The sequence below is a fragment of the Pseudomonas sp. SGAir0191 genome (assembly GCF_002812565.2).
GTDB classification, from domain to species: Bacteria; Pseudomonadota; Gammaproteobacteria; order Pseudomonadales; family Pseudomonadaceae; genus Aquipseudomonas; species Aquipseudomonas parafulva_B.
On sequence record NZ_CP025035.2, the window covers coordinates 2,114,195 to 2,139,945 of the forward strand.

The 25,751-nt window shown below is 62.5% G+C and carries 26 protein-coding genes and 1 pseudogene; 11 read left to right on the forward strand and 16 right to left on the reverse strand.

Annotated features, from left to right (window positions below; translation table 11 throughout):
- Positions 1-24: 24 nt before the first annotated feature.
- The 9 genes and pseudogenes from CWR53_RS09655 to CWR53_RS23485 form a co-directional block, all read right to left on the reverse strand.
- Positions 25-783: a hypothetical protein gene (locus CWR53_RS09655; protein ID WP_100851367.1), complete on the reverse strand. Its 759-nt coding sequence runs from the start codon at positions 781-783 to the stop codon at positions 25-27.
- A gap of 45 nt (positions 784-828) precedes the next feature.
- The gene (locus CWR53_RS09660; protein ID WP_058605137.1) at positions 829-1,509 is read right to left on the reverse strand and encodes a C39 family peptidase; all 681 of its coding nucleotides are present in this window, start codon (positions 1,507-1,509) and stop codon (positions 829-831) included.
- Positions 1,510-1,570: 61 nt separating this feature from the next.
- The gene (locus CWR53_RS09665; protein WP_058605138.1) at positions 1,571-2,989 is read right to left on the reverse strand and encodes a hypothetical protein; all 1,419 of its coding nucleotides are present in this window, start codon (positions 2,987-2,989) and stop codon (positions 1,571-1,573) included.
- A 49-nt stretch (positions 2,990-3,038) separates the two neighbouring features.
- The gene (locus tag CWR53_RS09670; protein ID WP_058605139.1) at positions 3,039-3,617 is read right to left on the reverse strand and encodes a hypothetical protein; all 579 of its coding nucleotides are present in this window, start codon (positions 3,615-3,617) and stop codon (positions 3,039-3,041) included.
- Position 3,618: 1 nt separating this feature from the next.
- Positions 3,619-4,053: a hypothetical protein gene (locus tag CWR53_RS09675; protein ID WP_058605140.1), complete on the reverse strand. Its 435-nt coding sequence runs from the start codon at positions 4,051-4,053 to the stop codon at positions 3,619-3,621.
- 299 nt (positions 4,054-4,352) lie between these two features.
- Positions 4,353-4,907, reverse strand: coding sequence for an AAA family ATPase (locus CWR53_RS09680; protein ID WP_100851368.1), 555 nt, complete (start codon positions 4,905-4,907; stop codon positions 4,353-4,355).
- Positions 4,904-5,470, reverse strand: coding sequence for a nicotinamide riboside transporter PnuC (pnuC, locus tag CWR53_RS09685; protein WP_100851369.1), 567 nt, complete (start codon positions 5,468-5,470; stop codon positions 4,904-4,906). The genes CWR53_RS09680 and pnuC overlap by 4 nt, the downstream gene beginning before the upstream one ends.
- A gap of 112 nt (positions 5,471-5,582) precedes the next feature.
- Complete coding sequence (locus CWR53_RS23480) at positions 5,583-6,317, reverse strand: methyl-accepting chemotaxis protein (RefSeq protein WP_375335491.1); 735 nt, start codon at positions 6,315-6,317, stop codon at positions 5,583-5,585.
- Positions 6,318-6,503: 186 nt separating this feature from the next.
- Positions 6,504-7,253: pseudogene (locus CWR53_RS23485) on the reverse strand (cache domain-containing protein); the annotation flags it as partial.
- Positions 7,254-7,514: 261 nt separating this feature from the next.
- On the opposite strand from CWR53_RS23485, the gene CWR53_RS09695 reads away from it, so the two are divergent.
- On the forward strand, positions 7,515-8,345 hold the full coding sequence (locus CWR53_RS09695) for an undecaprenyl-diphosphate phosphatase (RefSeq protein WP_100852615.1): 831 nt from the start codon (positions 7,515-7,517) through the stop codon (positions 8,343-8,345).
- Entirely contained in the window at positions 8,338-8,751 is a 414-nt protein-coding gene (locus CWR53_RS09700; protein ID WP_100851371.1) for a DUF1294 domain-containing protein, read from the forward strand. The genes CWR53_RS09695 and CWR53_RS09700 overlap by 8 nt, the downstream gene beginning before the upstream one ends.
- A 73-nt stretch (positions 8,752-8,824) precedes the next feature.
- Here the strand turns inward: CWR53_RS09700 and CWR53_RS09705 are convergent, their stop codons facing one another.
- Positions 8,825-9,727, reverse strand: a complete 903-nt coding sequence (locus tag CWR53_RS09705; protein ID WP_100851372.1) for a LysR substrate-binding domain-containing protein — start codon at positions 9,725-9,727, stop codon at positions 8,825-8,827.
- Between the two features lie 129 nt (positions 9,728-9,856).
- Between CWR53_RS09705 and CWR53_RS09710 the strand changes: the two genes are divergently transcribed.
- The 3 genes from CWR53_RS09710 to CWR53_RS09720 all read left to right on the forward strand — a co-directional run bounded on the left by CWR53_RS09710 (position 9,857) and on the right by CWR53_RS09720 (position 11,975).
- On the forward strand, positions 9,857-10,468 hold the full coding sequence (locus CWR53_RS09710) for an FMN-dependent NADH-azoreductase (protein ID WP_058605146.1): 612 nt from the start codon (positions 9,857-9,859) through the stop codon (positions 10,466-10,468).
- Between the two features lie 191 nt (positions 10,469-10,659).
- A complete protein-coding gene (locus CWR53_RS09715; RefSeq protein ID WP_058605147.1) occupies positions 10,660-11,544 on the forward strand; it encodes an EamA family transporter in 885 nt (294 codons plus the stop codon).
- A gap of 131 nt (positions 11,545-11,675) precedes the next feature.
- Positions 11,676-11,975: a hypothetical protein gene (locus tag CWR53_RS09720; RefSeq protein ID WP_058639337.1), complete on the forward strand. Its 300-nt coding sequence runs from the start codon at positions 11,676-11,678 to the stop codon at positions 11,973-11,975.
- Between the two features lie 41 nt (positions 11,976-12,016).
- On the opposite strand, the gene CWR53_RS09725 is transcribed toward CWR53_RS09720, so the two are convergent.
- Complete coding sequence (locus CWR53_RS09725; RefSeq protein ID WP_058605149.1) at positions 12,017-12,349, reverse strand: hypothetical protein; 333 nt, start codon at positions 12,347-12,349, stop codon at positions 12,017-12,019.
- A 297-nt stretch (positions 12,350-12,646) separates the two neighbouring features.
- Positions 12,647-13,789 carry a class C beta-lactamase gene (ampC, locus tag CWR53_RS09730; RefSeq protein WP_100851373.1) on the reverse strand — a complete coding sequence of 381 codons (1,143 nt, stop codon included), beginning with the start codon at positions 13,787-13,789 and terminating at the stop codon, positions 12,647-12,649.
- Positions 13,790-13,903: 114 nt separating this feature from the next.
- Between ampC and CWR53_RS09735 the strand changes: the two genes are divergently transcribed.
- Positions 13,904-14,896 carry a bile acid:sodium symporter family protein gene (locus CWR53_RS09735; protein ID WP_058605151.1) on the forward strand — a complete coding sequence of 331 codons (993 nt, stop codon included), beginning with the start codon at positions 13,904-13,906 and terminating at the stop codon, positions 14,894-14,896.
- 50 nt (positions 14,897-14,946) lie between these two features.
- On the opposite strand, the gene CWR53_RS09740 is transcribed toward CWR53_RS09735, so the two are convergent.
- From CWR53_RS09740 to CWR53_RS09750, 3 genes are all read right to left on the reverse strand, one after another.
- Positions 14,947-15,492 (reverse strand): cupin domain-containing protein, encoded by a 546-nt coding sequence (locus CWR53_RS09740; protein ID WP_027915556.1) that lies wholly within the window; start codon positions 15,490-15,492, stop codon positions 14,947-14,949.
- Positions 15,493-15,631: 139 nt separating this feature from the next.
- On the reverse strand, positions 15,632-16,159 hold the full coding sequence (locus CWR53_RS09745) for a cytochrome b (RefSeq protein ID WP_100851374.1): 528 nt from the start codon (positions 16,157-16,159) through the stop codon (positions 15,632-15,634).
- A complete protein-coding gene (locus tag CWR53_RS09750) occupies positions 16,156-17,208 on the reverse strand; it encodes a catalase family peroxidase (protein WP_100852616.1) in 1,053 nt (350 codons plus the stop codon). The genes CWR53_RS09745 and CWR53_RS09750 overlap by 4 nt, the downstream gene beginning before the upstream one ends.
- A 124-nt stretch (positions 17,209-17,332) precedes the next feature.
- Here CWR53_RS09750 and CWR53_RS09755 point away from each other — a divergent pair, with 124 nt between their 5' ends.
- Together CWR53_RS09755 and CWR53_RS09760 are read left to right on the forward strand one after the other, a co-directional pair.
- Positions 17,333-17,854, forward strand: a complete 522-nt coding sequence (locus CWR53_RS09755; protein ID WP_058605153.1) for a sigma-70 family RNA polymerase sigma factor — start codon at positions 17,333-17,335, stop codon at positions 17,852-17,854.
- Positions 17,851-18,600, forward strand: coding sequence for an anti-sigma factor (locus CWR53_RS09760; protein WP_100851375.1), 750 nt, complete (start codon positions 17,851-17,853; stop codon positions 18,598-18,600). The genes CWR53_RS09755 and CWR53_RS09760 overlap by 4 nt, the downstream gene beginning before the upstream one ends.
- A 32-nt stretch (positions 18,601-18,632) precedes the next feature.
- Here the strand turns inward: CWR53_RS09760 and xthA are convergent, their stop codons facing one another.
- Positions 18,633-19,445: an exodeoxyribonuclease III gene (gene xthA / locus CWR53_RS09765; protein ID WP_100851376.1), complete on the reverse strand. Its 813-nt coding sequence runs from the start codon at positions 19,443-19,445 to the stop codon at positions 18,633-18,635.
- A gap of 156 nt (positions 19,446-19,601) precedes the next feature.
- On the opposite strand from xthA, the gene CWR53_RS09770 reads away from it, so the two are divergent.
- Genes CWR53_RS09770 through CWR53_RS09780 form a run of 3 tightly spaced genes read left to right on the forward strand, consistent with a single transcriptional unit; the run spans position 19,602 to position 25,715 of the window.
- Positions 19,602-20,249 carry a GNAT family N-acetyltransferase gene (locus tag CWR53_RS09770; RefSeq protein ID WP_100851377.1) on the forward strand — a complete coding sequence of 216 codons (648 nt, stop codon included), beginning with the start codon at positions 19,602-19,604 and terminating at the stop codon, positions 20,247-20,249.
- A 52-nt stretch (positions 20,250-20,301) separates the two neighbouring features.
- Positions 20,302-22,044 (forward strand): autotransporter assembly complex family protein, encoded by a 1,743-nt coding sequence (locus CWR53_RS09775; protein WP_058605157.1) that lies wholly within the window; start codon positions 20,302-20,304, stop codon positions 22,042-22,044.
- Positions 22,041-25,715 carry a translocation/assembly module TamB domain-containing protein gene (locus CWR53_RS09780; protein ID WP_100851378.1) on the forward strand — a complete coding sequence of 1,225 codons (3,675 nt, stop codon included), beginning with the start codon at positions 22,041-22,043 and terminating at the stop codon, positions 25,713-25,715. The genes CWR53_RS09775 and CWR53_RS09780 overlap by 4 nt, the downstream gene beginning before the upstream one ends.
- Positions 25,716-25,751 lie beyond the last annotated feature (36 nt).

A 25,751-nucleotide genomic window follows, 5' to 3' on the forward strand; every position in this document is an offset into this window, starting at 1 on the left:
TGCTGTGATGAGACTGAGCGTAGATCAGTATCCGACAGAGCGAAGCCCTTTGAGCTGGTCCAGGCTGCCATTTAGCGAAGCGGCAGTCGGCAGGTTCTGACGCATGACCACGTTCAGGGAGGTGACGTTGTTCACTAGGTTGCCATTGCCGAGCACGGTGGTGTTCTGCATCAATCCGCCCTGGGCCAGGCGCTGCACGCTGCTGCCCTGGTTGGCGTTGGCGTCTATGTTCATTTGTACGCCCACGCCTGTGGACGATACGCTCAGCGCGCCGGCACCGTTCTCGGCCATCAGCGTCTGCCCAGCGGCCAAGACCTGGCCATGGGGCTGCACGGCGGGGGCCTGATCGGCCTTGGTCACGTTGACGTTTACAGTGTTGTACGCACTGTTGTCGTCGCCGGCCGCGCGGACCACTTGGGTCACTCCCTGGGTGGTGCCGAGCCCGGCACCGCCGCTCACCGTGCCGCTGCCTTGGGCGACCGGCTGGGCACCTCCCTGGGCCGTCGGCGCGCCGTGCTCATCGATCAGCGAGACATAGAACTGCGGCTTGATCGTGGCCTCTTGCACCTGCAAGGTGCTGCTGGCGCCTATCACTTCACCGCGCGCGTTCTGCCAGGTGCTGCTCATGACGATGCCAAAACTCACGATTCGGCCCGGCATCACGTAGCGCCCACGCAAGCTCGCCAGCTCCTGGTCCTTGAGCTCGATGGGGTGCAGCACTTCGGCGTGGACAGGCAGGCTGGCCGTCATGCAGGCCAGCACCAACCAGGTAGGGGTCTTCATGCAATGCTCCCCGGCGCATCATGCACCTTGTTCTTGGAAGAGGCGTTAGAAGAAATCGCTTCGAATGAAGCCGTAGTCCAGCAGATCGGCATCCTTGACCGGCGTGAAGCCGTCCAGGCGGCCTTTGGCCGTCAGCGGCAACGGAGGGTCGAGCAGAGCGTTGTGCTTGTCGTAGCCCTGGCCGATCACCGCGAAGATGATGCCGTTCCAGCCCTTGAGGAAGTCCTCGGTTCTGTAGCGCTTGTGCCCCAACACCGGATCGCCGATGTAGACCCAGCCGCGGTCGACCTTCTGCATGACCACAAAATGCTTGTAGCCGCGGATGTCCATCAGCACCACCACCGGGATTCTTACGCTGTTAAGGGTCTCGGGTGCCACCCGGTATCCCCGGGCGCGCATGCCCAGGCTTTCCACGTAGCGCTTCATGTCGAGCATTGAAAACCCCTGGGTGCGGACCAGGTCCTGGTCGGCATGGGTCAGCATGCCTTCGATGATCTGGTGTTCGTCCACGTCCAGCCAGTAGGCCTGACGCAGGATGGTTGCCAGCGCCGCGGCGCCGCAGCTGAAGTCGGTCTTCTGTTGCACCAAGTCGGCGAACTTGCGTTCGCGCATGCTCTGGATGGGCTTGAACACCACCGCACCGCCGGGCAGGACGGACAGGGGCATCTGGGCTGCTTGACCCATGCTGGCCAGGCACAGCAGGAACGCCAGGGCGAATACGCGCATGATCGACGCCTTTGGATGCGTTGAAGATAGGCCCCCTGACAGGGGGCCTTGGGGTCTGGCATCAGAACGAGGTATTGGAGATGGCCAGCGAGTTGCTCTGCTGGTTGCCGACACCGGCCGCCACGTTCACGCCCAGGTTGCCGCTGCCGCCATTGACCGAACCGCTAAGGGTTGCAGTGTTGGTCACAGGGTTGGCCCAGCCGGTCGGGGTCAGCACTTGGAAGGACACGGTATTGCTCAAGTCGTAAGCGCTGCTTTCGCTGTAGCTCTTGGCAACGTCGTTGGAGGACTGACTGGAGGTTTCGCCAGACTTTTCAAACGCCGAAGCCGAAGCGTTCTCGTAGGACGAGTCATGGGACTTGGTGTACGACGAGTCCCGCGAATGGTTATAGGCCGACTCGCTCGACTTGTCGTAGTTGGAGTCGAAGGCTTTCTCGAACGAAGAGTCGTAGGCACTTTGCTGCGAGGTGTTCACCGAGGCGTCCAGGGATGCATTGAGCGAACCGTCGACGCTGCTGGTGCGGGTGCGCTCGCGATCACCGTTGGTCAGGGTCAGGGTACGCGTGGCATCGGCAGCCGCTGCCAGGCTGGCACTGAGGCTGGCGCTGTTCGAGGCGCTGGCGCTGCCGCTGGCCGAACCGTTCATGCCCCAGCTGTTGGAGCCACTGGCACTGGCACTGTTGGAGCCGCTGGCGTTGTTGGCACTCGAACCACTCGAATTCCAACCGCTGGAGCCGCTGGAGCTGGCACTTTGCGAGCCCGCCAGGTTGAAGCTGGAGGAGGCACTGCGGTCATCGGTCGAGTTCAGCGTACCTTCACGCGAGCTGGAACCGGTGGCCGAGGTGGTGAAGGTCAGGGTATCGACACGGTAAGTGCGGTCGGCCCCATTGTTGACCACAAGCCCAGGACCGTTCTGGTCGGCCTTGGCCGTAGCCGTGGCGTTGCCGATACCGGCATTGGTATTGGCGATGGCCATGCTGTTTTTCTGCTGGTTCAGGTCGCCGCCGGCAATGTTGATGCCTACGTTGCCCGAGCTGCCTTCGCCAGAGCCGCTCATTACCGCCGAAGACTGGGTCGACCAGTTGTCGACACGGTTGTTGTTGCTGTACTGGCTGACGTCAGCATTGGCTTGCGCGGTGCCGAAGACGAAACTGTTGTCCAGGGTAGAGTCGGCAGCGGCGTTGGCGATGGCCGACGCGTTGCCCTGCTGGTTACCGTTACCAGACGCCACGTTGACACCCACGTTGCCACTGGCGCCAGTTGCCGAGCTGCTCATTTCAGCTTCGTTCACGGTGCCCTGGTTGGTGATGGTGTTGCCGGTGCTACGCTGGGTGTCCAGCGCATCGGCCTTGGCCGAGATAGGCAGCCAGGTGGTGCTGTTGCCGTTGTAGCTGCGACGGTTCTGATCGGCTTGTACAGCAACGGCCATGACCGCAGCAATTGCGAAAACCAGAGGCTTGAGTGCCATCGAAGGTTTCATGGTGATTCTCCGTACTCTAAAGGTTAAGTGTCGTTCATGACTCAAACGGTCAGTCGGCGACTCGTATGCTCAAGGTGTTGGCCATGCGGTTTCCCACCCCGGCACTCTGATTCAGCTGAACCACGCCACGGCCACCGGTGAACGCCTGGTCACTGGTGGTGACCTGGCGATGACCTGTCGGGGTAGCAGCTGAGTCAAAGGTGTTGAGCAGCGTCACGTTCTGTTGCAGGAGGACGCTGTCGTCGATGCTTTGCGGTTGTGTTCCGACGCTGATGCGCAGGGCGTTGGCCTGCTGGGTGCCGGCACCGGCGCTCTGGTTGACGCCAAGCGCGCCATTGCCGTGGCTGAACGAGGCGCCGCCAATGCGGGCTTGGGCATCCATGGGAGCGTGCGCAGGCGTATTGAGCCGTTGCCGGATCTGGGTCGTGGCACTGGCGCCGTGGCCAAGGGCGAAGGCCCGGGCATTGGCCTGCTGCTGCATGTCCCCGGCGGCCTGGTTGACCGTCATGTTGCCCTGATAGGCACGGCCGGCGTCGTCGATGGTGGCGCTGTTGCTGATGGCAGTCGGTGGCTGGGCCATGGCGGAGGCGCTGCACAGCAGGGTGATGACGAGCAGGGCAGGCTTCATGTCATTTGCCCCCCGTCAAGATCTGCAGGGGCGCGAGGCCTTTCTGCACGCTTGAATTGACCATGTTGGAAATCCCGTTGCCCGACCCTGATCCACGCCCGCCAGAGAGGTTGGGCAACTGGCTCTGGTGGCCAAGGTTGCTGCCCAGGTGATCGGTGTGTTGGGTGATCAGGGCGTTGATGCCTGAGCCGCTGCTGATGCTGGCGAAGTCGCCATCGCTCAACTCGTTGGTCTGGCGCAGCACATGATTGACCGGGTTGGCATTGACGGTGGTGGGTGTGGGGTCCGGACGCAGTGGGGGAATCACGGCATTGCGTGTCTGCACGTCGCGGGTAATGACGATGGTGCCATTGTCGGCTTGGGCGGTCGCGCTGAGCGAGCTGATCGCGCACCCCAGCAGCAACAGGTAACCCAGGCGTTTGTCGATGTTCCTCACGACGGCAATTCCTTCTTCAGCCGCTGGCCTTGTTCAGCGTTGCGCTAGCAAGAGCAGAAGCCGTGCCGCTTTTGAGAAGTCGCTGTATTTCAGGGGGTTAGCGCGATGAAAGCTGTCGTGTAGGGCTGCGTTGTGTCAGTGCTGATACAACGACCATGGACTGATGACCAAGCGGTCACCTCTAGGGCTTGGTTTGATTGGAATGACAGGCAGTGTATCGGTGGCGTGACACTTATCGGAGCTCACCGCGTAAGCCGCATGCTTGCGGGGTTGGCAACAGCCGGGGTGTGTCAGAGGCTTTACACCGGGTCAGAGCCCCGCAGCGTCGAGGCGACCAGTTCCAGCGCCAGGTCCTGACGTGTCGCCCAGTCACCTTCGATGATGCGATAAGGCTGATCGTGGTCTTGCAGCCAGTGCAGGCTTGCCTCGAAAAACTGCTGGCGCTCTCGCACATCCGGTTGGGTGCGCTGGCCATCGGCAACCCAGGGCACGCCCTCTGGGCTGAGAAGCAGGTGCAGGTCGTAGTGACGATCGAGCAGAGCCTGCTCCAGCCAAGGTGGGCAGTCACCGAACAAGGTCTGGCTCCAGAGCATGTTGCTGAGCAGGTGGGTGTCCAGAATCAACAGCGACGGCGAGGCTGCGCGTGCAGCGTCTTCCCAGGCCAACTGCCCACGGGCGATGCTGGGGATGTCGGCGTAGCACGTGTCGCGGCAGTGCTGGTCGATGAAATGACGCACGTACTCACCCACCACCAGCCCTCCGAAACGCGCCTGGATCTGGCCGCTGAGCCAGCTCTTGCCACTGGATTCGGGGCCGCACAGCACCACAACCTGTGTGCTCGTGACAGCGCTCATGCCTTCACCAACGCCGGGTCCCGGTGCCACTCCAGCCATCCGCGCAGGGCAATGAGGGTGAGCACCGCAAACAGCGCCGCGGTGAAATACAAGTGCTGGTGCAGGTACTGCCCGACATAGATGATGTCCACAACGACCCACAGGGGCCAGCATTGCAAGCGCTTTTGCGCCATCCACAGCTGGGCCACCAGGCTAAAGCCGGTCAGGCTGGCATCCAGCCAAGGCAGGGCGGCATCGGTCCAGGTGGCCATGGCAGTACCCAATGCTGCGCTAAGCAGTACGCCCAGGCCCAGGTGGATGACCAGCGCGCCGGGCCGTAAGCTCGATACCTGGCGTGCCGCGTCTTGCCGTTCAGGGCGCTTCCACTGCCACCAGCCATACAGTTGCAACAGCGCATAGGCAACTTGGAGCAGCATCCCCGAATAGAGCTTGACCTCATAAAATAGCCAGGCATAGATCAGCACCATGATCAGGCCGAGGGGCCAGCACCAGGCGTTCTGCTTGACCGTGAGCCACACAGCGATGACGCCGAGGACGGCGGCGATGAGTTCAAGGCCGGACATCGGCGATCCTTGGAGATTTCAGGGAGGGGCGCGATTGTAGCGGTTAGCTCAAGGAAGGTGTAGAGCGTTGCCGGGATCAGGGCCGTCTAGCAGCCCTGAGCCGGTGTCGGCTTCAGACCCTGAACTGGCGCAGCAGTTGCTCCAGGTCCTGGCTGAGGCGGCCCAGCGCCACGCCGGCCTCACTGGACTGGCGTGCCGCCTCGGCCGCCTGCTGCGAGAGGCCTGCCGTGTCCAGCACGTTGCGGTTGATGTCCTCGACCACGTGGGACTGCTGCAGTGTGGCGCTGGCAATAGAGGCATTCAACGCTGTCAGGGTGTGCAGGGCCTGGTTGATCGCATCCAGGCTGGCGCCTGCTTCGCGGGCTTGCGTGATGGTTTGCCGTGAGGCCTCGCTGCTGGTGTCGATCGCCTTGACGGCGGCATCGGACTGGCTCTGCAAGTGTTCGATCATGGTGTGGATCTCGGCCGTGGACTGGGCCGTGCGCTGCGCCAGCAGGCGCACCTCATCGGCTACCACGGCAAAACCCCTGCCTTGTTCGCCCGCGCGAGCCGCTTCGATCGCCGCGTTAAGCGCCAGCAGGTTGGTTTGTTCTGCGATCGAGCGGATCACGTCCAGCACGCCGCCAATACGGGTACTGTGCCCGGCCAGGTCACGGATTACTTGCACCGCCTGTTCGATGGTCATGGACAATCGGTCAATCTGGGCCAGGCTGCCATGGATCGCCTGCTGCCCATGGGCGACCTGTTGCTGAGCGCAGTGCATTTCCCCGGCGGCCTGCTCGGCGGTCTTGGCCACATCCTGCACGGCGTAGGTCACCTGGTTCACGGCCGTTGCCACCTGGTCCATCTGCAGGGACTGTTGCGCGCTTTGCTGTTGCGCCACGCCGGCGTTGTCGCCTACATGGTCGGCTGATCTGGCCAACGCATGCGCCGCCCCTTGCAGTTGCCCGATCACCCCTTGCAGCTTGCCGTTGAAGCGGTTGAAGTGCTCGCCCAGCTGGCTGAGTTCATCACGCCCATGGGTGTCCAGCCGCCGGGTCAGGTCGCTTTCGCCGCTGGCGATATTGCCCATGGCCTGCACGGCTTCCTGCAGCGGACGGGCAATGCTGCGTGCGATCACCCAGACCATCAGGCCCATCAGCAGCGCGATCGCCATGCCCAGCAGCGAAGCGTCACGCAGCTGGCGAGCGAACTCGGTCTGTACGTCGTCAACGTAGACGCCAGAGCCGATGATCCAGCCCCAGGGCTTGAACAGCTGGATGTAGGATGTCTTGGCAACAGCTTCGCTAGCTCCTGGCTTGGGCCAGCGGTAATTCACAGGCCCAGCCTCCTGCTGGCGCGCCAGCGCGACCATTTCGTTGAATACGGCAAAGCCATCCGGGTCGCGAATGCCCGAAAGGTCCTGGCCGTCGAGCTTGGGATTAGCCGGATGCATGATCATGCGCGGGGTGAGGTCGTTGATCCAGAAGTAGTCGTCATGGTCATAGCGCAACGCCCTTACCACTTGCAGGGCTTGTTGCTGGGCCGCGTCACGGCTCAAGGTACCGGCGGCCTCCAGCTGCTGGAAATGCGCCAGTACACCTGTGGCCGTTTCCACCACATGCCGGGTTTTCTCTGCCTTGGCTTGGTACAAGTCGCCGTGGATCTGGCGCAGCATCAGCAGACCAAGCACCACCAGCATGGCTATGGCCACTATCAGGATCAGCCATAAACGGCTGCTGATCGACATCGATCTAAGCGTCTTCATTGCGCATGCTCCATTTGTTCTTGTTTTCACCTGCATCCAAGCACGCCTGTGGCCATGGACCCACTCGACCAATGGCTAAGTGCCATATCCCGTGGAGTCTGTTGCCTGCCACGTCATGACAGTGCAAAGGGGCTCTGCCAGCATTTCGGCGGCGCAACATGAAACCTTTAGTAACCGTGAACTTTTCCACTGGCGTTGCGACCAACAGACGCTGTAAAACAGCCGGGCCGCGTGCGGCAATATTCAGGCAAATCAAGAACAAGGAGCTTGCCACGAGCAGGCTCCATCGGGGGGATGATGGATTTTTGGACGGCCTTTCAGGCAATCATACTGGGCGTGGTGGAAGGGCTGACGGAGTTCCTGCCGATTTCCAGTACTGGCCACCAGATCATCGTTGCCGACCTCATCGGGTTTACAGGTGAGCGGGCGATGGCCTTCAACATCATCATTCAGCTGGCCGCCATCCTGGCGGTGATGTGGGAGTTTCGCGGCAAAATATTCGATGTGGTCCGTGGGTTGCCGAATCAGCCCAGGGCGCAGCGCTTCACCGGCAACTTGCTGTTGGCCTTCCTGCCTGCGTTGGTATTGGGTGTATTGTTCGCCGACCTGATTCATGAGTACTTGTTCAATGCTGTCACCGTGGCAGCTGCGCTGGTACTGGGTGGGGTGATCATGCTCTGGGCCGAGCGACGCCAACACAGGGTTCAGGTGACTCATGTCGACGAGATGCACTGGAGCCACGCGCTCAAAATCGGTTTCGTGCAGTGTCTGGCCATGATCCCGGGTACCTCGCGTTCCGGCTCGACCATCATCGGCGGCCTACTGTTTGGCCTGTCGCGTACTGCCGCGACGGAGTTTTCTTTCTTTCTGGCGATGCCGACGATGGTGGGGGCTGCCGTGTATTCGGGTTACAAGTACCGTCATCTGTTCCAGCCCGATGATCTGCCGGTCTTTGCGCTGGGCTTCGTCACCTCGTTCATCTTCGCGATGATCGCCGTACGCGGCCTGCTGAAATTCATCGCCAACCACAGTTATGCAGCCTTTGCCTGGTATCGGATCGTCTTCGGCATGCTGATCCTGGCGAGCTGGCTGTTTGGCTGGGTCGACTGGACCGTCGCTCATGGATGAGCAGTCAGACCGCCAGCGCCCGACACGGATACGCAATGCCAAGTTAAAGGGAGTGCTGCTGGGGCTGCTGTGTGTGCTGCCGGTGTTAGGCGTCGCGTGCCTGGCCTACGACGCGCAGGCGTGGTGGCCGCTGGTGGTGTACCCGGTGATGAGCCTGCTCAGTGTGTTGCTCTACTGGCGCGACAAGTCCCAGGCCCGCAGCCAAGCGCGACGCACCCCGGAGAAGCTGCTGCATGGTGTAGAACTGTTCGGTGGCTGGCCTGGGGCCCTGCTGGCGCAGCAGGTGTTCCGGCACAAGACACGCAAGGTGCCTTACCAGGTCAAGTTCTGGGCCATCGTGGTCGTGCACCAGGCCGCCTGGGCGTACTGGCTGTTCTTTCAAGGGCGAGCTGCAGCGCTGGGGTGAAGCCGCTGTATCACGAACGGGGGCGAGCGCCCCTATTGAAGTCCCGGCCACTCGGGTTGGGCTCAGTGATGTGTCAGACGTAACGTTCCCCGCACGTTTCGAATGAGGCGGCCAAATGGTCGATCCATACCCGCACCGCAGGCGTGACACCGCGTCGGTGCGGGTAAACCGCCTGCAGGTAGCCGCCTGGCAAGGACCAGTCCGGAAGTAATCTGACGAGTTCACCGCGTTGGAGCTGCTCTTCACAAAACAGGCTGGGCAGGGCGGTGAAGCCCAGGCCAGCGCGTACAGCTGCATTTCGTACCACGAAATCGTCCGCTGACAGCCTGGGTTCGAGCGCCAAGGCGCGTTGTTGGCCCCCTGGCCCCTGCAGCCTCAGGTGTACCAGGCGGTCGGCCTCGGGTGCACCCAGCACCGGCAGGTCGGCCAGCTGCTCAGGCGTGCGCACCTGCGGGGCGAAACCGGGCGCGGCTACCAGTTGCATCTGTGCCTGACACAGTCGCCGGGTCACCAGCGTAGGGTCTTCATCGCCCAAGTCGCGCACTCGCAGCGCTACATCTATTCCTTCAGAGATCAGGTCCACCCTACGGTTGAGCAAGACCAGATCCAGCTGCACGAGCGGATACTGTTGCAGAAACCGGGTTACCACGTCCGGCAAGAACGCATGACCCAAGGCCACCGGGCAGGACACGCGTAGCCTGCCGCGTGGTTCACTGCTCATGCTGGCTACTGCTTCTTCAGCGGCTTCAGCTTCGAGGAGCATGGCTTGGCAGTGATGCAGGTAGCGTTCGCCCACGGCGGTCAGTTTCACTTGCCGCGTGGTGCGCTGTAGCAGGCGCATGCCCAAGCGCTCCTCCAGTTCGGCGATACGGCGGGATAGCCTTGATTTCGGAATGCCGAGCTGGCGTCCAGCGGCGGCGAACCCGCCTGCTTCGACGACACGGGCAAAGTAAAACAGGTCGTTCAAATCCTGCATGGCATGGCTCATTGTTCCAGGGGTAGGACAAACTAGCGCGATTGGGCGCACTTATCATCCATTACGCACTTAGGTAACATCCTTTTCATCGAATATATCCAGCATCCACCCCCTTCACAGGAGTACCCCATGAAACTGCTGCACATCGATTCGAGCATCCTGGGTGACAACTCGGCCTCGCGCCAATTGAGCCGTGAAGTCGTAGCCGCGTGGCAGGCCGCTGAGCCGAACGTTGAAGTGGTTTATCGCGACCTGGCAGCCGATGCCATCGCTCACTTCTCGGCCGCTACCCTGATGGCTGCCGGCACCGGTGAAGAGCTGCGCGATGCGGCCCAGGCCTTCGAGGCCAAGCTCAGTGCCGAGACCCTCGAAGAGTTCCTGGCCGCCGACGCAGTGGTCATCGGCGCGCCAATGTACAACTTCAGCGTGCCAACCCAACTCAAGGCTTGGATCGACCGCATCGCCGTCGCCGGCAAGACCTTCCGTTATACCGAGGCTGGTCCAGAAGGCCTGTGCGGTGACAAGAAAGTGGTGCTGGTTTCCACGGCAGGGGGTCTGCACGCCGATCAACCGACAGGGGTCGGCCACGAAGACTTCCTCAAGGTGTTCCTGGGCTTCATCGGCATTACCGACCTGCACGTGGTTCGGGCTCATGGCCTGGCTTATGGCCCGGAGCAGCGCACCCAAGCGATTGCTGCGGCACAGGCGCACATCGAAAACGATCTGTTCGCGGTGGCATGAAGGCAGGGGGGAACACCGCAAATTGAGGGTCGCCTAGGCGGCCCTTTTTCATGGGCGTACCAACCGCGTGCTGCTAATGGCCGCACAGCCCACTGTTGCGCAACGCTAGGGCGCAACTGTAATGGTGGTTCATTGAGGAATAGCCTTATGCTGTAACGAAATATGTATAAGTGCTGAAGAAGGAAGCCGCAATGCCGCTCAAGGACCTGCTCATCGCTCTGGTGGTAATCATCGCCTGGGGCGTCAACTTCGTCGTGATCAAGGTCGGGCTCGATGGGTTGCCACCCATGTTGCTGGGGGCGCTGCGTTTTCTGCTTGTGGCTTTTCCCGCGGTGTTCTTCATCAAACGGCCGAACCTGCCGTGGCGTTGGCTGATCGCCTACGGTGCGACCATCTCGCTGGGGCAGTTTGCATTTCTGTTCCAGGCCATGGCCAGCGGCATGCCACCGGGGCTCGCTTCATTGGTCCTGCAGTCCCAGGCCTTCTTCACCTTGGGCTTCGCTGCGCTGTTTCTGGGCGAGCGCTTGCGCGTGGCCAGCGTGCTCGGGCTGCTGGTGGCCGCCGGTGGGCTGGCGCTGATCGGCAGCGAAGACGGTAGCCATGTCCCCATGCTCGCGCTGGTACTGACCTTGTGTGGCGGGGCGATGTGGGGCTTGGGCAACATCATCACTCGTCGCTTCGGGTCGATAGACCTGGTGGCATTGGTCATCTGGGGCGGCTTGATCCCTCCGCTGCCGTTTCTGCTGCTCTCTGGCTGGTTGGAGGGGCCTGAACGCATCAGCCAGGCGCTCACGCACATCGGCTGGCACTCGATTGCCGCGCTGGCATACCTGGCATTCGTGGCCACCATTCTGGGCTACAGCCTCTGGAGCACGCTGTTGTCGCGCCATCCGGCCGGAAAGGTCGCGCCTTTTTCGCTGCTGGTACCTGTCATAGGCCTGAGTTCATCAGCGCTGCTGCTGGGCGAGCGCCTGACCGAAACACAGGGTTGGGGTGCCTTGCTGGTCATGAGTGGCTTGTTGGTGAACGTGTTTGGCGCCCGACTCGGACAGCGGCTCAAGGCTGCGAGGGCCTGAGTAATTAAGAGTGCTACCTGTCTTTTTTTAAGCGTTGATTGACCAAGCTCATGATGTCGGTCAGTTACGGTCGCCTATCAGGCACGGATATGGTTCCTTGGTTACGTTTTTTGTAAGGAGGACCGCAAACGATGCGAGTCAGGGACGAAACCTATTGGCAGTGGGCCGATGCACAACTGCACAGCCGCTGCCACGACGAGGTGCTGAGCGATGGCACCACCCTGGATGTGCAGGTGCGCCTGTCCAGGCAAGGCGCAACTCAACTGTTTCTCGGCCTTTACGCACGCAATGGGCAGGCTCTGGTGGAGGAGTATTATCCTGCGCGCTCCGGGGAAACCATGACCCGGGCGCTGGTTTGGGGTGTGGAGCGCGCTCGGGCGTTGGCCACAGGTGCCATGCCATTACCTAAAAACGCCAAAAGGCGCGCATGAAAAAGCCCGGCGCGGTGGCCGGGCTTGATACAGCGTGACGGTCAATACTGCGCTTCGATCACTTTCACGGCACGTTGCGTACGTGCCTCTGGCCATTGCTGTTGCAGGGTTTGCAAGACACGGCCGACGAACTCGGTATCGGCAGCCGCCTTCTTGCCCACATAGCCCTGGCCTCGGCGGTAGGCCTTGAATCGCGCACGCATGCTTGGCAGGTGCTCCTGGAATTCATCTTCGATCGTGTTGGGTGGCAAGCGGTCCAGGCGCACTTCGCCGCTTTGGCTCACCCACAGCAGATGGTCATCAAGGCTGTCCTTGCGCGTGGCGAACAGCTTGGCCAATTGATCGATGGTCGGATTGTCGTTCAAGTTCATCATAAAGCCCCCATTACCCAGTTTCAGGTGATTTTCACAGTTGGCGCTATCGCGATGTAGCGCGTTTCCAAGGCTGCTACTGCAGCTTTGCAACAGGGGCTTTCTCACGCTGCCTTTTGGACAGTTCCCTCTCCACGGACCGCCTGCGTTACCGCGCAGGCGGCCTGGAACACCCTTGCCACGGCTCCCGATCAGGGAGACGGCCTCATCATGCACAAGCGCGATGAACGGCGTCAACCATTTTGTAGTGATATTTTTTTCTCACTACATTTTCGTAGAGTTGTTCGACAATCCTCGATTTCAAAGCCCTGAAAGAATCTCGTAAGCCGCGCGCACGCGGGCTTCGTTGGGGTAGTTGCGGTTGGCCAGAAGCACGATGGCCAACCCCTCAGACGGGACGAACGCTGCGTAGGCACCGAAACCATTGGTGGAGCCTGTCTTGTTGTACCAGGCTCCCGCCAATGGGGCGGCAGGCGGCTGCAGCCGTTGTGCCGGCTGGGGGCCTTGTATCATCTGCGGACCATTGCCGGCGATGAGGGTGCGCAGTGCAACGGGGTACGCATAACGCTCCCAGCCCAGGCCTTGTGTCATTTCACCGATCTGGGCGTAGCCGCTACGGGTGATGAGGGTGGCCCGGGCCAAGGGCGCAGGCAGACCGTCGGGCTGCATGTTCAAGCGCACATAACGCAGCAGATCGCTGGCACTGGTCTTGATGCCGTAGGCTTGCTGCGCATAAGGGCCAGGGTTTACGCGCACTGGCTTGTCGCTGGCATCGTAGCCTTGGGCATACAGGCTACGTGCATCACTGGGCACCTCCAGGTAGGTGCTGTGCAGCCCCATGGGCTCCAGCACGTTGTGCTCAAGCAAGGTGGCAAACGGTTGATGTTGGGCGCGGGCGGCCAGGTCGCCGAACAGGCCCAGGCTCAGGTTGGAGTAACACCGTTGGGCACCTGGCGTGCCTTTGGGCTGCCATTGGCGCAAAAACGTCACCACTTGCTGGGGTGTGTCCACGGTGTCGGGAAACTGCAGGGGCAGGCAATCGGCACTGTAGGTGCCCAAATCCAGCACGGTGGCGTCGCCCATGGCGGTGCCAGCCAGGGCCGGGTGATAGCGTTTGGCAGGGGCGTCCAGGGCAAGCTGGCCTTCGGCATTGGCCACTGCCACCAACGTGGCGGTGAATGTCTTGCTCAGCGAGCCAATTTCGAAGAGGGTGTCGCGGCTAACGGGCACGCCGCTTTCGCGGCTGGCGACGCCGTAGCTGAAGTAATGAGCGTGGCCATGCGCATACAGCGCGACCGCCATGCCGCTGATGCCCTGGGCCTGCATCAGGGGGCCAATGACGGTGTCGACTTTGATTCGCAGCGGGTCATTGGCGTAGGCGGGTAACCAGGGGGCGCCGAGTGTGAGGGCGACCGCAAGGGCCACGGAGCGGGAGCAGATCATGAAGATTCCTTGGCTGACTGTCCGTTGCGCGATACCAGGAGGGGTTCCGGCGTTAGCGCCTGGGGGCGCAAGACCTTATCCTCCGTGCTTGCCCAAAGACAAGACGGAACTGTGATGAAGTACCTGCGCATGCTGTTCGACAACTTCACCCTTGCCTTGCTGGCTGTGGTAGCGATCGCCACCGTGTTGCCTTGCTCAGGACAAGGGGCGGTGTATTTCGGCTGGCTCACCAACCTGGCGATCGGTTTGTTGTTCTTCCTGCACGGGGCCAAGCTCTCGCGGGAGGCAATCATCGCTGGAGCGGGGCATTGGCGCCTGCACCTGCTGGTGTTTTCCTGCACGTTCGTGCTGTTTCCGCTGCTGGGCATGGCGTTCAAGCCGCTGTTCCTGCCACTGGTAGGAGACGAGCTCTACTTGGGGGTGCTGTACCTTTGCGCCCTGCCTGCCACCGTCCAGTCGGCCATCGCGTTCACCTCGCTGGCGCGGGGTAACGTGCCAGCGGCCATCTGCAGCGCAGCCGCATCCAGCCTGCTGGGCATATTCCTGACTCCGGTTCTGGTGATGCTGTTGCTGGGCGCCAGCGGCGACACCGGCTCGGGTCTGGACGCAGTGCTCAAGATTACTCTGCAGTTGCTGGTGCCGTTCGTGGCCGGGCAACTGGCCCGCCGCTGGATTGGTGCCTGGGTTAAACGCAATGCGCGCTGGCTGAAGATCGTCGACCAGGGCTCGATTCTGCTGGTGGTCTACACCGCCTTCAGCGAGGCGGTGGTCACAGGCTTGTGGCACACTGTTTCGCCGCAGCACCTGGCAGGCCTGTTCGCCGTTTGCGGCATCCTGCTGACCGTGGTGTTGGTGGGGACCAGCCTGTTGGGCAAAGTGCTTGGCTTCAACCTCGAAGACCGGATCACCATCCTGTTCGCAGGCTCGAAGAAGAGCCTGGCAACCGGTGTGCCGATGGCGCAGGTGCTGTTCGTCGGTAGCGGCATCGGCGCAATGATCCTGCCATTGATGCTGTTCCACCAGATCCAGCTGATGGTCTGCGCTGTGCTGGCGCAACACTATGCGAGCCGCGAGCAGGATGATATCGAGCTGCCGACGGTGCGATGACCCGGTGATGGTTGCAGCTCACGTGGTCTGCAACCATCACGTCGCCTGGGTCAGAAGTTCGCGGGGGTATTGGCGCTGATGATCTCTGCTTCGTCCTGGCCAATATTCTTGAAACTGTGGGGCAGGGTGGTAGGGATGTAGTAGCCATCTCCCGCATTGAGCACGCTGACCTGGCCATCGACCCACAGCTCGACGGTGCCTCGCGTGACGAGCCCGCACTCTTCGCCCTCGGCGTGCACGATGGGCTCGCCCGAGTCGGCACCTGGGGCGTAAAGCTCGCGCAGCATGCGCATTTGCCGGCCCTCGACGCTGGCACCTACCAGCAGCATGCGCAACCCGTTGCGACCCAAGTCGGGCTGCTCGCCCGCCCGGAACACGAAACGCTCCTCACGCACGGGTTCATCAAAGCTGAAGAACTCTGCCAGGCTCATCGGAATGCCCTCCAGCAGCTTCTTCAAGGAGCTGACCGAAGGGCTGACGCGGTTCTGCTCGATCTGCGAAATGGTCGAGTTGGTGAGCCCGCTGCGGCGCGCCAACTCCCGCTGGGAGAGGTTGTTGCGTTCACGCACTAGTTTGAGTCGCGTCCCCGTGTCCATAGCCGCCTTGTAATAAGAGGTGTCAAGAATAATGAGCGAGGCGCATTAAAACATACTCTCAAGGCTTGCGCGCTGCGGTTTGCCGGTGCCGGCTGCCAGCGATGCCGGATGGGCCATCGCTCGGCAAGATACGGCGCCCTCACTGCGCCCTTGGCCCTGGCCACATGCTGCGCAGCACCCCATCACGGCGAACCCAGGCGTGCATCAGCGCAGCGCCCACGTGTACCAGTATCGTGGCGAACAACAGGTAGCCTGCCCAGCCGTGCGCCTGGCGCAGCACGGCATACAGCTGCAAGTCATGGGGCGCGATCGTCGGCAGGCCAAACGGGCGAGGGTACCCGCCGGCCGAGAGCATGGCCCACCCCAGCAAGGGCATGGCTAGCATGAGGCCGTACAGCAGCAGGTGCGAAGCGCCGGCAGCCAGGCGCTGGAAGGCTGGCAGGTCCTGGGGCAGAGGTGGATGGGGAATGCTCAGGCGCACGATGATGCGCGCTACGACCAGCACCAGCAGCGCAAGCCCCGTGGCCTTGTGCAAGCTGACCAGTACGGGGTGACGGACCGACAGGTCCGTGACCATGCTCACGCCGATCAAGAGCATGGCCAGGATCAGGATCGCCATCGACCAGTGCAGCAGGCGGGCGACGGGATGAAAGGCGGTGGGTTTCATGGTCGGGCTCCAGTGCTCAAGGACTCGCGGCTACGACGGTTGAATGATTCCGAATAGGCCGCTGACCGGGCCGCGAGTATAGGGTCGGCGGAGGGTTCGATGCCGTGGGGCAGTATCAAGGGGTCGAAGTTGAGGTCGCGGCAGGCACCCTGTTCTGGTGCGTCGACCTGCTCAAGCACCAGGGTGCCCGCGTTGACGCTGCGCCGGCTCGCTGGCCAGGGTTTGGCAGGGTCGTCGATAGCGTCGTCCGGTTCCGCCAGTACCAGGCGCAGGGTCCAGCGCAACGGCCCCTGCGCCAGCCGTCGTTGCAAGTCATGTTGCAGGAACAGAGGGTCGTCCACCTTCGCCGGTAAGGCCATGTACGGCGTGAGCGGCTCAAGCTGCCAGCGCACCGGATGGGCATGACCGTCGTGATCGATCAACTTGAATGCATTGATGCTGTGGTACTGGGTGTTGGCGAAGCTGTCGCTGGGCTTGTAGCTGGCTGCCCATTGCCGAAACGCGGCGCTCTCGGGGTGGGCTGCAAAGAAGGCCTGTACCTTGGCAGGGTCGGGCTTGCGCGTGGTCGGGTCCGGGGTGTTGGCCAGCACCTGCTCGTAGAACGCCTCTGCCGTACTCACCGCCAGAACGGGCGGGTTGTTCATACCGGTCCTCCAGACTTGCCCATCGTCGGTGGCGAGCTCGATTGCCAGGCTGCGCACGGGGATGCCGGTGTCAGGCGCAAACGGGTTGGCACCACCAATGGCCAGGCGGCCTGTGACCGGCACGTGCGCCTGGGTGAACGCCCGTGCCGTCGACAAGCTTGCCGCTTGCCCGCTGGCCTGGAAATAGCCGCTCACGCACAGGCCTTTAGCGTGGTTCTTGCGATAGCCCGGGTAGTGCCCAGCCTGGGCCTCGAACGTGTCGATGATGCGCTGTGGTGTGAGCGCGGATTGGCCAAGCCAGCCGGCGCTGTAGGCAAAGCCCGTACCGGCAGCCAGCATCACCGCGCCGATTGCTGCAAGCCGCCAGGCCTTGGCCCGGCCGTGCAAAGGTTGGTTCATGGTCAGTCCCGTTGATTCACGAAAAGTGCCAGTACGACGCTGCCCTGGAAAAGTTATTCCCGGGCGGGAATAACTTTTTCTCCGGCGCGTCTGTTCTCTACACTGCCCCATCATCGACCGGATAATTTCCATGCAGGACTTGGACGACCAACAATGGCGAGCGCTACTGGCCCGACTGCGTCGCTTCGCCCTCTGGCTGACCCGCGAGGCAGGAAGTGCGGATGACCTTGTGCAGGCCACGGTCGAGCGTGCCTTGAGCCGGCGTCAGCAGCACCAGGATCCCGATGCCCTGCGCGCTTGGCTCTTCACCATCCTTTATCGATTGTTTCTGGATGGCAAACGGCGAGAACGGTTGCATGCCCGCTGGTTGTCCTGGTTCGCCAGCAGTAGCGCGGCCGAAGAAACGGCCGGCGATAACCTTGAGGACATCGTGCTGGCCCAGGCGGATTTGCAGGCATTTGGCCGGCTCAAGACCGAGCAACGCGCGTTGCTGTTGCTGGTGAGCGTTGAGGGCCTGAGTTACAAGGAGGCTGCCCAGACGTTGGGTATTCCCATCGGTACTGTCATGTCACGGCTGTCGCGCGCGCGCGATGCCCTGCGTGCATTAACCGAGGACAGCCCTCGACCACCGGCCTTGCGGAGATTGAAATGACCCGTCTTATTCCTAGCGAAGAAGAGCTTCACGCCTACGTTGATGACCTCCTGGACCCGGTGCGCCGTGCCGAAGTCCAGGCCTGGCTGGCCAATCATCCAAAGGCTGCGCAGCGTGTGGAAGGCTGGCGCGCCGATGCGCGCCAGTTGCGCACGAGCCTGGCGGGGCTTGCGCAGCCGCTGGCAGGCCCGCGGGTTGACCGCGATCAGCTGCGCCAACAGGCGCGACACCGCCTGAAGCGTCGCTGGGCAAGTGCTGCAGCGATCGTCCTAGCCTTAGGCGCTGGGGGAGTTGGCGGGTGGCAGGCGCGCGATGCCAGCTTTGCCGACGCAAAGCCCATGGCTGATGCCGTGCAGGCCCACCGATTGTTCGCCGACAGCCAAGCGCTGGATATTCAGGCGCGTGATCCCGATCAATTGCGCACCTGGCTGCAAGCGCACTTTCACCAGGTGGGCCAACTGCCTGATCTGGCAGGCTATGGGTTCGTCCCGGTGGGCGCCCGGCTGCTCAGTAACGAGCAAGGGCCGGCGGCGCTGGTGGTGTTCCAGGACGGGGCGGGGCGCCGTATCAGCCTGTTCCTGCGCTCACCCGGCGAGCACTTCCGGCGCATGCCGCAAGGGCAGCGAATCGATGGTCAGCTCCAGGCCCGATACTGGTCCCATGGCGCCTACAGTTTCGCCCTGGTCAGTGCTGCCGATGATGGCCGCGGTGTGGGTATCGGCGAGGCCTTGCGCACCACGTTGTGAGCCGTACAAGGCCTCCTGCGCCCTAGGCTGGCTTAGCTGAGCTCTAGCCAGATGGGCGCATGATCCGACGGTTTTTCCATCGCGCGCAGTTCGTAATCCACGCCTGCAGCCTTGATCCTCGGAACCAGGCTTGCCGAGGCCATGATCAGGTCGATGCGCAGGCCACGCTTGGGTTCGTCCTCGAAGCCGCGGCTGCGGTAGTCGAACCAGCTGAAACGGTCGTCGACACCGGGGTGCAGATGCCGAAAGCTGTCCACCAGCCCCCAGCTTTTCAAGCGCTCCATCCACTCCCGCTCCTCTGGCAGGAAGCTGCATTTGCCGGTCCTGAGCCAGCGCTTGGCATTGTCTGGGCCGATACCGATGTCGCAGTCCTCTGGGGATATGTTCATGTCGCCCATGACCAACACGGGCTGGTCACTGCGAAACTGGCTTTCGAGCAGTGCTTGCAGGTCCGCGTAGAAGCGCTGCTTGGCCGGAAACTTGGTGGGGTGGTCGCGGCTTTCGCCCTGGGGGAAGTAGCCGTTCATGACAGTGACGGGGTTGCCGTGGTGGTCGGCGAAGGTGCCCCAGATGAAGCGCCGCTGGGCGTCTTCTTCGTCCGTTGCGAACCCTTTGTGCAAGCTCAAAGGTGCCTGGCGTGACAGCAAGGCGACACCGTAGTGGCCCTTTTGCCCGTGGTAATGCACGTGGTAGCCGAGAGCCTGGACCTCGGCCAGTGGAAACTGATCGTCGCTGACCTTGGTTTCCTGCAGGCCGATGATGTCCGGCTGGTGCTTTTCGACCAAGGCGGCCAACTGGTGTGGGCGCGCCCGCAGGCCATTGATGTTGAAACAGACGATCTTCATGCAGAGCCGATCCCGGTAAAAAGGCGCGATGCTAGCCGACATCGGCGTTGATCACCAGCATGAGGGCGCTTAGGCGCGGCTGACATGGCGCGAAGGTGAACGATGCGCGGCATTGTGCCTCCAAGGCCTATCAGCCAGCCCAGAAGGTTCACCTCCATGTCTCAAGCCCCTGCCGCCGAGGCCCGCGTTTGCCTGCTCGACTCCGGTTATCGCCGCGAAACCCGGGCACTGCTGTACACCGTCTACCGGGACGACCCTACCTTCGCTTATCTGCTCGAAGCGCATCGCCCTGGTTATGAGCGCCGCCTGCGTACGCTGCTACGCGAGTGGGTACGCCAGCATTTCTACCTTCAACTGCCCGCCGTTGGCCTGCTGCTGGACGATCGCCTGGTAGGCGTCGCGCTGATTGTGCCGCCACTGCGGCGTCTGGGTGTGGCTGACAGTTGGGCCTGGCGCCTGCGCATGATGGTTGGCGCGGGGGTGCGCGCCACCCGGCGCTTCATGGCGTACCAGGCGGCAGTCTCGACATGCCGGCCTACCGATCAAGTGCACGTGCTGCCGCTACTGGGGGTGTTGCCGGCGCTGCAAGGCCAGGTGTATCCGGCCCAGTTGTTACATGCGGTACAACAATGGTGCATGAAGGATGGGCCGGTCGAAGGGATCGTCGTCGACACGGGCAATGATGAACACGTGGCGTTTTATCACACGCAAGGCTTTGTCGAGGTTGGCGAGGTCGCCATTGGGACAGTGCGCCAACGCATCCTCATGTATGACAGCGCTCAGGTCAGTGAACCCTTGGCGTGAATGGCGTTTCGGTTGGCTTCTTTTACACCCTTGGTCTGGTAGCATGCGCGGGATGACATATTCAGGAAGAGTTCGCTGGGGCCTGGTGATCTGGGCCGCCAGCTTTGCTGCATGGGGCCAGAGCGAATTGGTGGTGACGGTCAAGCCGGCCAACAAGGCGCTCAAGGCCAATGTCGAGGGCTATATCGGTAGCTTGGGCGACCGCGACGAGCAAGCGCTGCTGCGTTTCAGTCGCGGGGCCGAGGAGCAGGCGCGCAAAGCGGCCCAGGCGCTGGGCTACTACCAGGCCCAGATAAGTACCGACGTCAAGCCGCCCCGCGACGATGACGGTTCACCACGACTGGTGGTGAATATCGTGCCCGGCGAGCCGATACGCCTGCGCAACGTGACCGTGCGCGTCGAGGGGCCCGCCAGTGACATGACCGCGTTCAGAGTGCCTTCCGGCGGCGCGCTTCGCACTGGCGAGCAACTGAACCATGGTGTCTATGAGGATGCCAAGCGTGTCATTCAGAACCAGGCCTCACGCTATGGCTTCTTCGCAGGTCGCTTCAGCCAGCAGCGCCTGGCCGTCGATCCCCGTGCCGGGGTGGCCGATATCGACCTGGTCTACCAAAGTGGGCCGCGGTACCGACTGGGCGCGGTCACCTTCAGTGGCGATACGCCGTTGGACGACGATTTGCTGCAGCGGATGGTCTCGTTCAAACCCGGTACGCCCTACGATTCGGAGCTGATTGCCGAGCTCAACAGCGACTTGCAGTCCAGCGGCTACTTCGAGGGCGTGCGCGTAGACGCCGCGCCCACGGCCGCAGTCGCTCAGAATATTCCGGTCGATGTACGCCTGGAAACCCGCAAGCCTCGCACACTGGGCTTGGGCCTTGGGTATTCCACCGACGTTGGCCCGCGCGGCAAGGCCAACTGGACTCGCCATTGGGTCAATCCCCAGGGGCACAGCTATGGCTGGGAGGCGGAGCTGTCGGCGCCGCGTCAAAACGTGGGGCTGTGGTACGATATCCCGTTGGACCCGCCATTGACCGACAAACTGCGATTTGCCGGGGGGTACCAGAACGAAGAACTGGCGGGCACCGACACCCTGAGCAAGCTCTTGACGGTAGGCCCTGAATGGCACAGCAAGCTGCCCAGCGGCTGGCAGCGAGTCATATCGCTCAAGTACCAACGCGAAGAGTACCGGCTGGGGGACGATGCGGGCCTTAGCAACCTGCTCATGCCCGGTATCAGCTATTCATTCCTGCGCAGTGACAACCGCATTGACCCCCATAATGGCTATCGCGTGCAGTTCGAAGCGCAAGTGGCAAAGGAAGGCCTGGGTTCCGATACGAACCTGCTGCGCGGCAACGTGCTGCTCAAAGGGCTCACCACGGTAGGTCAGAACCACCGGCTGCTGGGCCGCATTCAGTTCGGCGGCAGCGCCACCAACGGTTTCCAGAACAGCGTTCCGCCTTCGCTGCGGTTCTTCGCTGGTGGCGACCAGAGCGTGCGCGGCTACGACTACCAGACCCTGTCGCCGAAAAACAGCGACGGGGATCGCATCGGTGGCCGTTACCTGGTGGCGGGTAGCGTCGAATACCAGTATTCCCTGACGGACAAATGGCGCCTGGCGACCTTCGTCGACCAGGGCAACGCGTTCAACAACTTCGAGTTGCCCAACCTGAAGACGGGGGTCGGCTTCGGCGTACGCTGGGTTTCACCGGTAGGGCCGCTACGCCTGGACTTGGCCAAGGCCTTGGACGACGACGGCGGCATCCGCCTGCACTTTTCCATGGGGCCTGAGCTTTGAAACCTGTCATCAAATACATGCTGCTGGGCCTGTTTGGGCTCGTGGCCGTCCTGACGCTGACCATCGCGTTGATGATCGGCACCGAGGGCGGCAGCCGTTGGGCGCTGGGCAAGGTTCCTGGGCTGACCGTGGAGGGTTTCACAGGACGCCTGGCGGGCACCTGGCAAGCCACTCGTCTTTCCTACGTCGATGGGCAGACCCAGGTCCAGGCGCAGGCGCCGTTGCTGAGCTGGTCCCCGGCATGCCTGCTGCGTGGGGCTTTGTGCATCGAGCAGTTGCACGCAGAACGTATCGACATGGCGTTCGCCCCCTCGACTGACGTCAGCGACGACGGCCCGCTGCAACTGCCCACATTGGACTTGCCGCTTGCCATCGAACTGGGCGAGGTGAAGATAGGGCAACTGCGCCTGGATGGCAGCGACCTGCTCGGTGATCTGCAACTGGCTGCGCACTGGACCGGTGAAGGCATGCGCATCGACAGCCTGCACCTGACCCGCGACGATCTGCAGCTGGACCTGCAAGGTGACCTGAAACCCCAAGGCGATTGGCCCGTGCAGTTACAGGCCCAGGTGCAGCTCCCTGCCGTGGGTGACAAGCCATGGCAACTGGCATTGCAAGCCACGGGTGAACTGCAACGCTCGCTTGACCTGACCGGGACGAGCAGTGGGTATCTGGATGCCACCCTTGCGGGCAAGGTCCAGGCATTGGCCGACCACCTGCCGGCCAGCCTGAGCATTCAGACAAAGGCGTTCAAGCCATCCGAGGCACTGCCCGACACCCTGCAGCTCGATGACCTGGTGCTGTTAGCCGATGGGAACCTTGAGACTGGCTATGCATTGACCGGGTCTGCCAACTTGCCAGCCCAGCAGTCGCCCATCGCCCTGGCTTTGTCCGGGGTGGTCGACAGCAAAGGTGCCGTGGTCAAAGGCCTTGATCTCAACGCAGGCGATAGCCAGCAGGTGAAGCTGCAAGCCAAGGTCGACTGGCAGGATGGCCTGGCAGCGGACGCGCAATTGGCCTGGCAGGACTTTCCCTGGCTGCGCCTGTATCCGCTGGATACACCGCCTGAGGTGACGCTCAAACGCCTGAACGCGCAGGTCCGCTATCGCGACGGTCGCTACGAGGGCAGCTTCGATGGCGATCTGGACGGGCCGGCCGGCGCCTTCAAGGTGGCAAGCCCCTTCGAAGGGGATCTTGAGCAGGTCACTTTGCCAACGCTGGCGCTTACTGCGGGACAAGGCAAGGCGACAGGCCGTGTGGCCGTACGCTTCGCGCAAGCGCTCGCCTGGGACGTGGACCTGCAGTTGTCGGCGCTGAACCCGGCCTATTGGGTGGCGGAGCTACCTGGAACATTGGCCGGGCCGTTGCGTAGCAAAGGCCAGCTGCAGGGCGATGACCTGTCGCTCGACGCTCAGCTCGACCTCAAGGGGCGCCTGCGCGGCCAACCCGCTGTGCTCAACGTTCAGGCGGACGGGGCAGGGCAGCGCTGGACACTGGCAGCCTTGCGCGTGCAACTGGGTGACAACCGTATAAACGGAAGTGGCAGCCTGCAACAGCGCCTGGCCGGCAAGGTGGACATTGATCTGCCACGGCTGGGGCAGCTGTGGCCCGAGCTGCAGGGCCAGGTCAAGGGGCAACTGGACGTGGCCGGTACCCTGCAGGCGCCGCAAGGCACGCTGGCATTGCGCGGTACCGGGTTGGCACAGGCCGAAAATCGCTTGCAGCAACTGAATCTCTCGGCCCGTCTGGACGACCGGCAACGGGCCAATGTCGACTTGAAGGTCACGGGTATCCAGGCGGGTGATACCGCCCTCGGTACGCTGCAGGCGGTCGGCAATGGCGACATGCGACGACAGGCATTGACGCTGGCGTTGAACGGCCCGCAGCTGAAGCTGGACGTGGGGCTGGACGGGCAACTGGACAACGGTGACTGGCGCGGCCGTCTGGCCACTGGGCGGGTACAGGCTGGCGGGCAAGACTGGCAATTGCAGGCGCCTGCCAAACTGCAGCGCCTGGCCAGCGGTCAGCTGGATTTCGGCGCCCACTGCTGGCGTTCCGGGCAGGCCAGTCTGTGTGGTGATGATCAACGGTTGGCGCCTGAGCCGCGCCTGCGGTACCACCTCAAGCGCTTCCCGCTGGACAGCCTGGCGCAGTGGATGCCCAAGGATTTCGCATGGCAGGGCCTGCTCAATGCCGACATCAACCTGGACCTGCCCGCCAGCGGCCCAAAGGGCACCGTGGTGGTTGACGCCAGTGGCGGCACATTGCGCGTCAATGACGGTAACCGCTGGGTCGATTTCCCCTACCAGACCCTGCGGCTGGATAGCACCTTGGCGCCGCGGCGTATCGATACGCGTCTTGCATTCCTGGGGGAGCGCCTGGGGCAGCTGAATCTCACGGCGCGTATTGATCCACTGGGCAAGGACAAGCCGTTGTCCGGCGACTTCAACCTGGCCGGTCTCGACCTCTCAGTGGCCCGTCCCTTCGTGCCGATGGTTGAGCACCTGGCTGGGGAGCTCAAGGGGAGCGGACAGCTGTCTGGCACGCTGCTGGCACCGCAAGTCAACGGCAGCATGAATTTGAGCGGCGGCCAGATCACCGGTGCCGAACTGCCGATTCAGTTCCAGGACCTGGGCCTTCAGGCCCGGATCGCGGGTGAACAGGTGCAGCTTGCCGGCACCTGGCGCAGCGGCACTGCAGGCCGCGGCCAGGTCGATGGCAACCTGACCTGGGGCCAGGCGCTGGGGATGAACATCCGCGTGCAAGGGCAGCAGTTGCCTGTCACGGTCGAACCCTATGCCACGCTGGAGGTAGCGCCGGACCTTACCCTGGAACTGATCGACGACAAGTTGGCAGTCACAGGCAAGGTGCAGGTGCCCAACGGCAAGATCACGGTGCGCGAGCTGCCCCCTTCCACGGTCAAGGTTTCCGACGACACGGTCATCGTCGGCAACCAGACCGAGGAGGGCAAGCCGCCGATGGCCATGGCCATGGATATCGATGTCGAGGTAGGCCGAGGCAAACTGTCGTTCAGTGGTTTCGGCCTGACTGCCAACCTGTTGGGGCACGTGCATATCGGTGACAACCTCGATACGCGCGGCGAGTTGAGCCTGGCCGATGGTCGCTACCGCGCCTACGGCCAGCGGCTGACCATCCGCCGCGCCCGGCTGCTGTTTGCCGGGCCGATCGACCAGCCCTACCTGGACATCGAAGCGATCCGTCAAGTCGATGACGTGATCGCCGGCATCCGCTTGAGCGGCAACGCCGAGCAACCGACCAGTACGGTGTTTTCCGAGCCTGCCATGAGCCAGGAACAAGCGTTGTCCTACCTGGTGCTTGGCCGTCCGTTGGGGGCATCGGGTGAGGATAGCAACATGTTGGCCGAGGCCGCCTTGGGCCTGGGGCTAGCCGGCAGCGCAGGGATCACGGGTAATGTGGCATCGCGCCTGGGTATCGATGACTTCCAGCTCGATACCGAGGGCTCAGGCAACACCACCAGTGTGGTGGCCAGTGGCAACCTGACCGAGAAACTCAGCCTGCGCTATGGAGTAGGGGTGTTCGAGCCGGCCAACACCATCGCCCTGCGCTACAAGCTCAGCAAGAAGGTGTATGTCGAGGCTGCCAGTGGAGTGGCAAGCTCCCTGGACGTCTTCTACAAACGCGACTTCTAGTCGCCACCGAAGGTTGCCGGCTTGGTCCGACCGAGA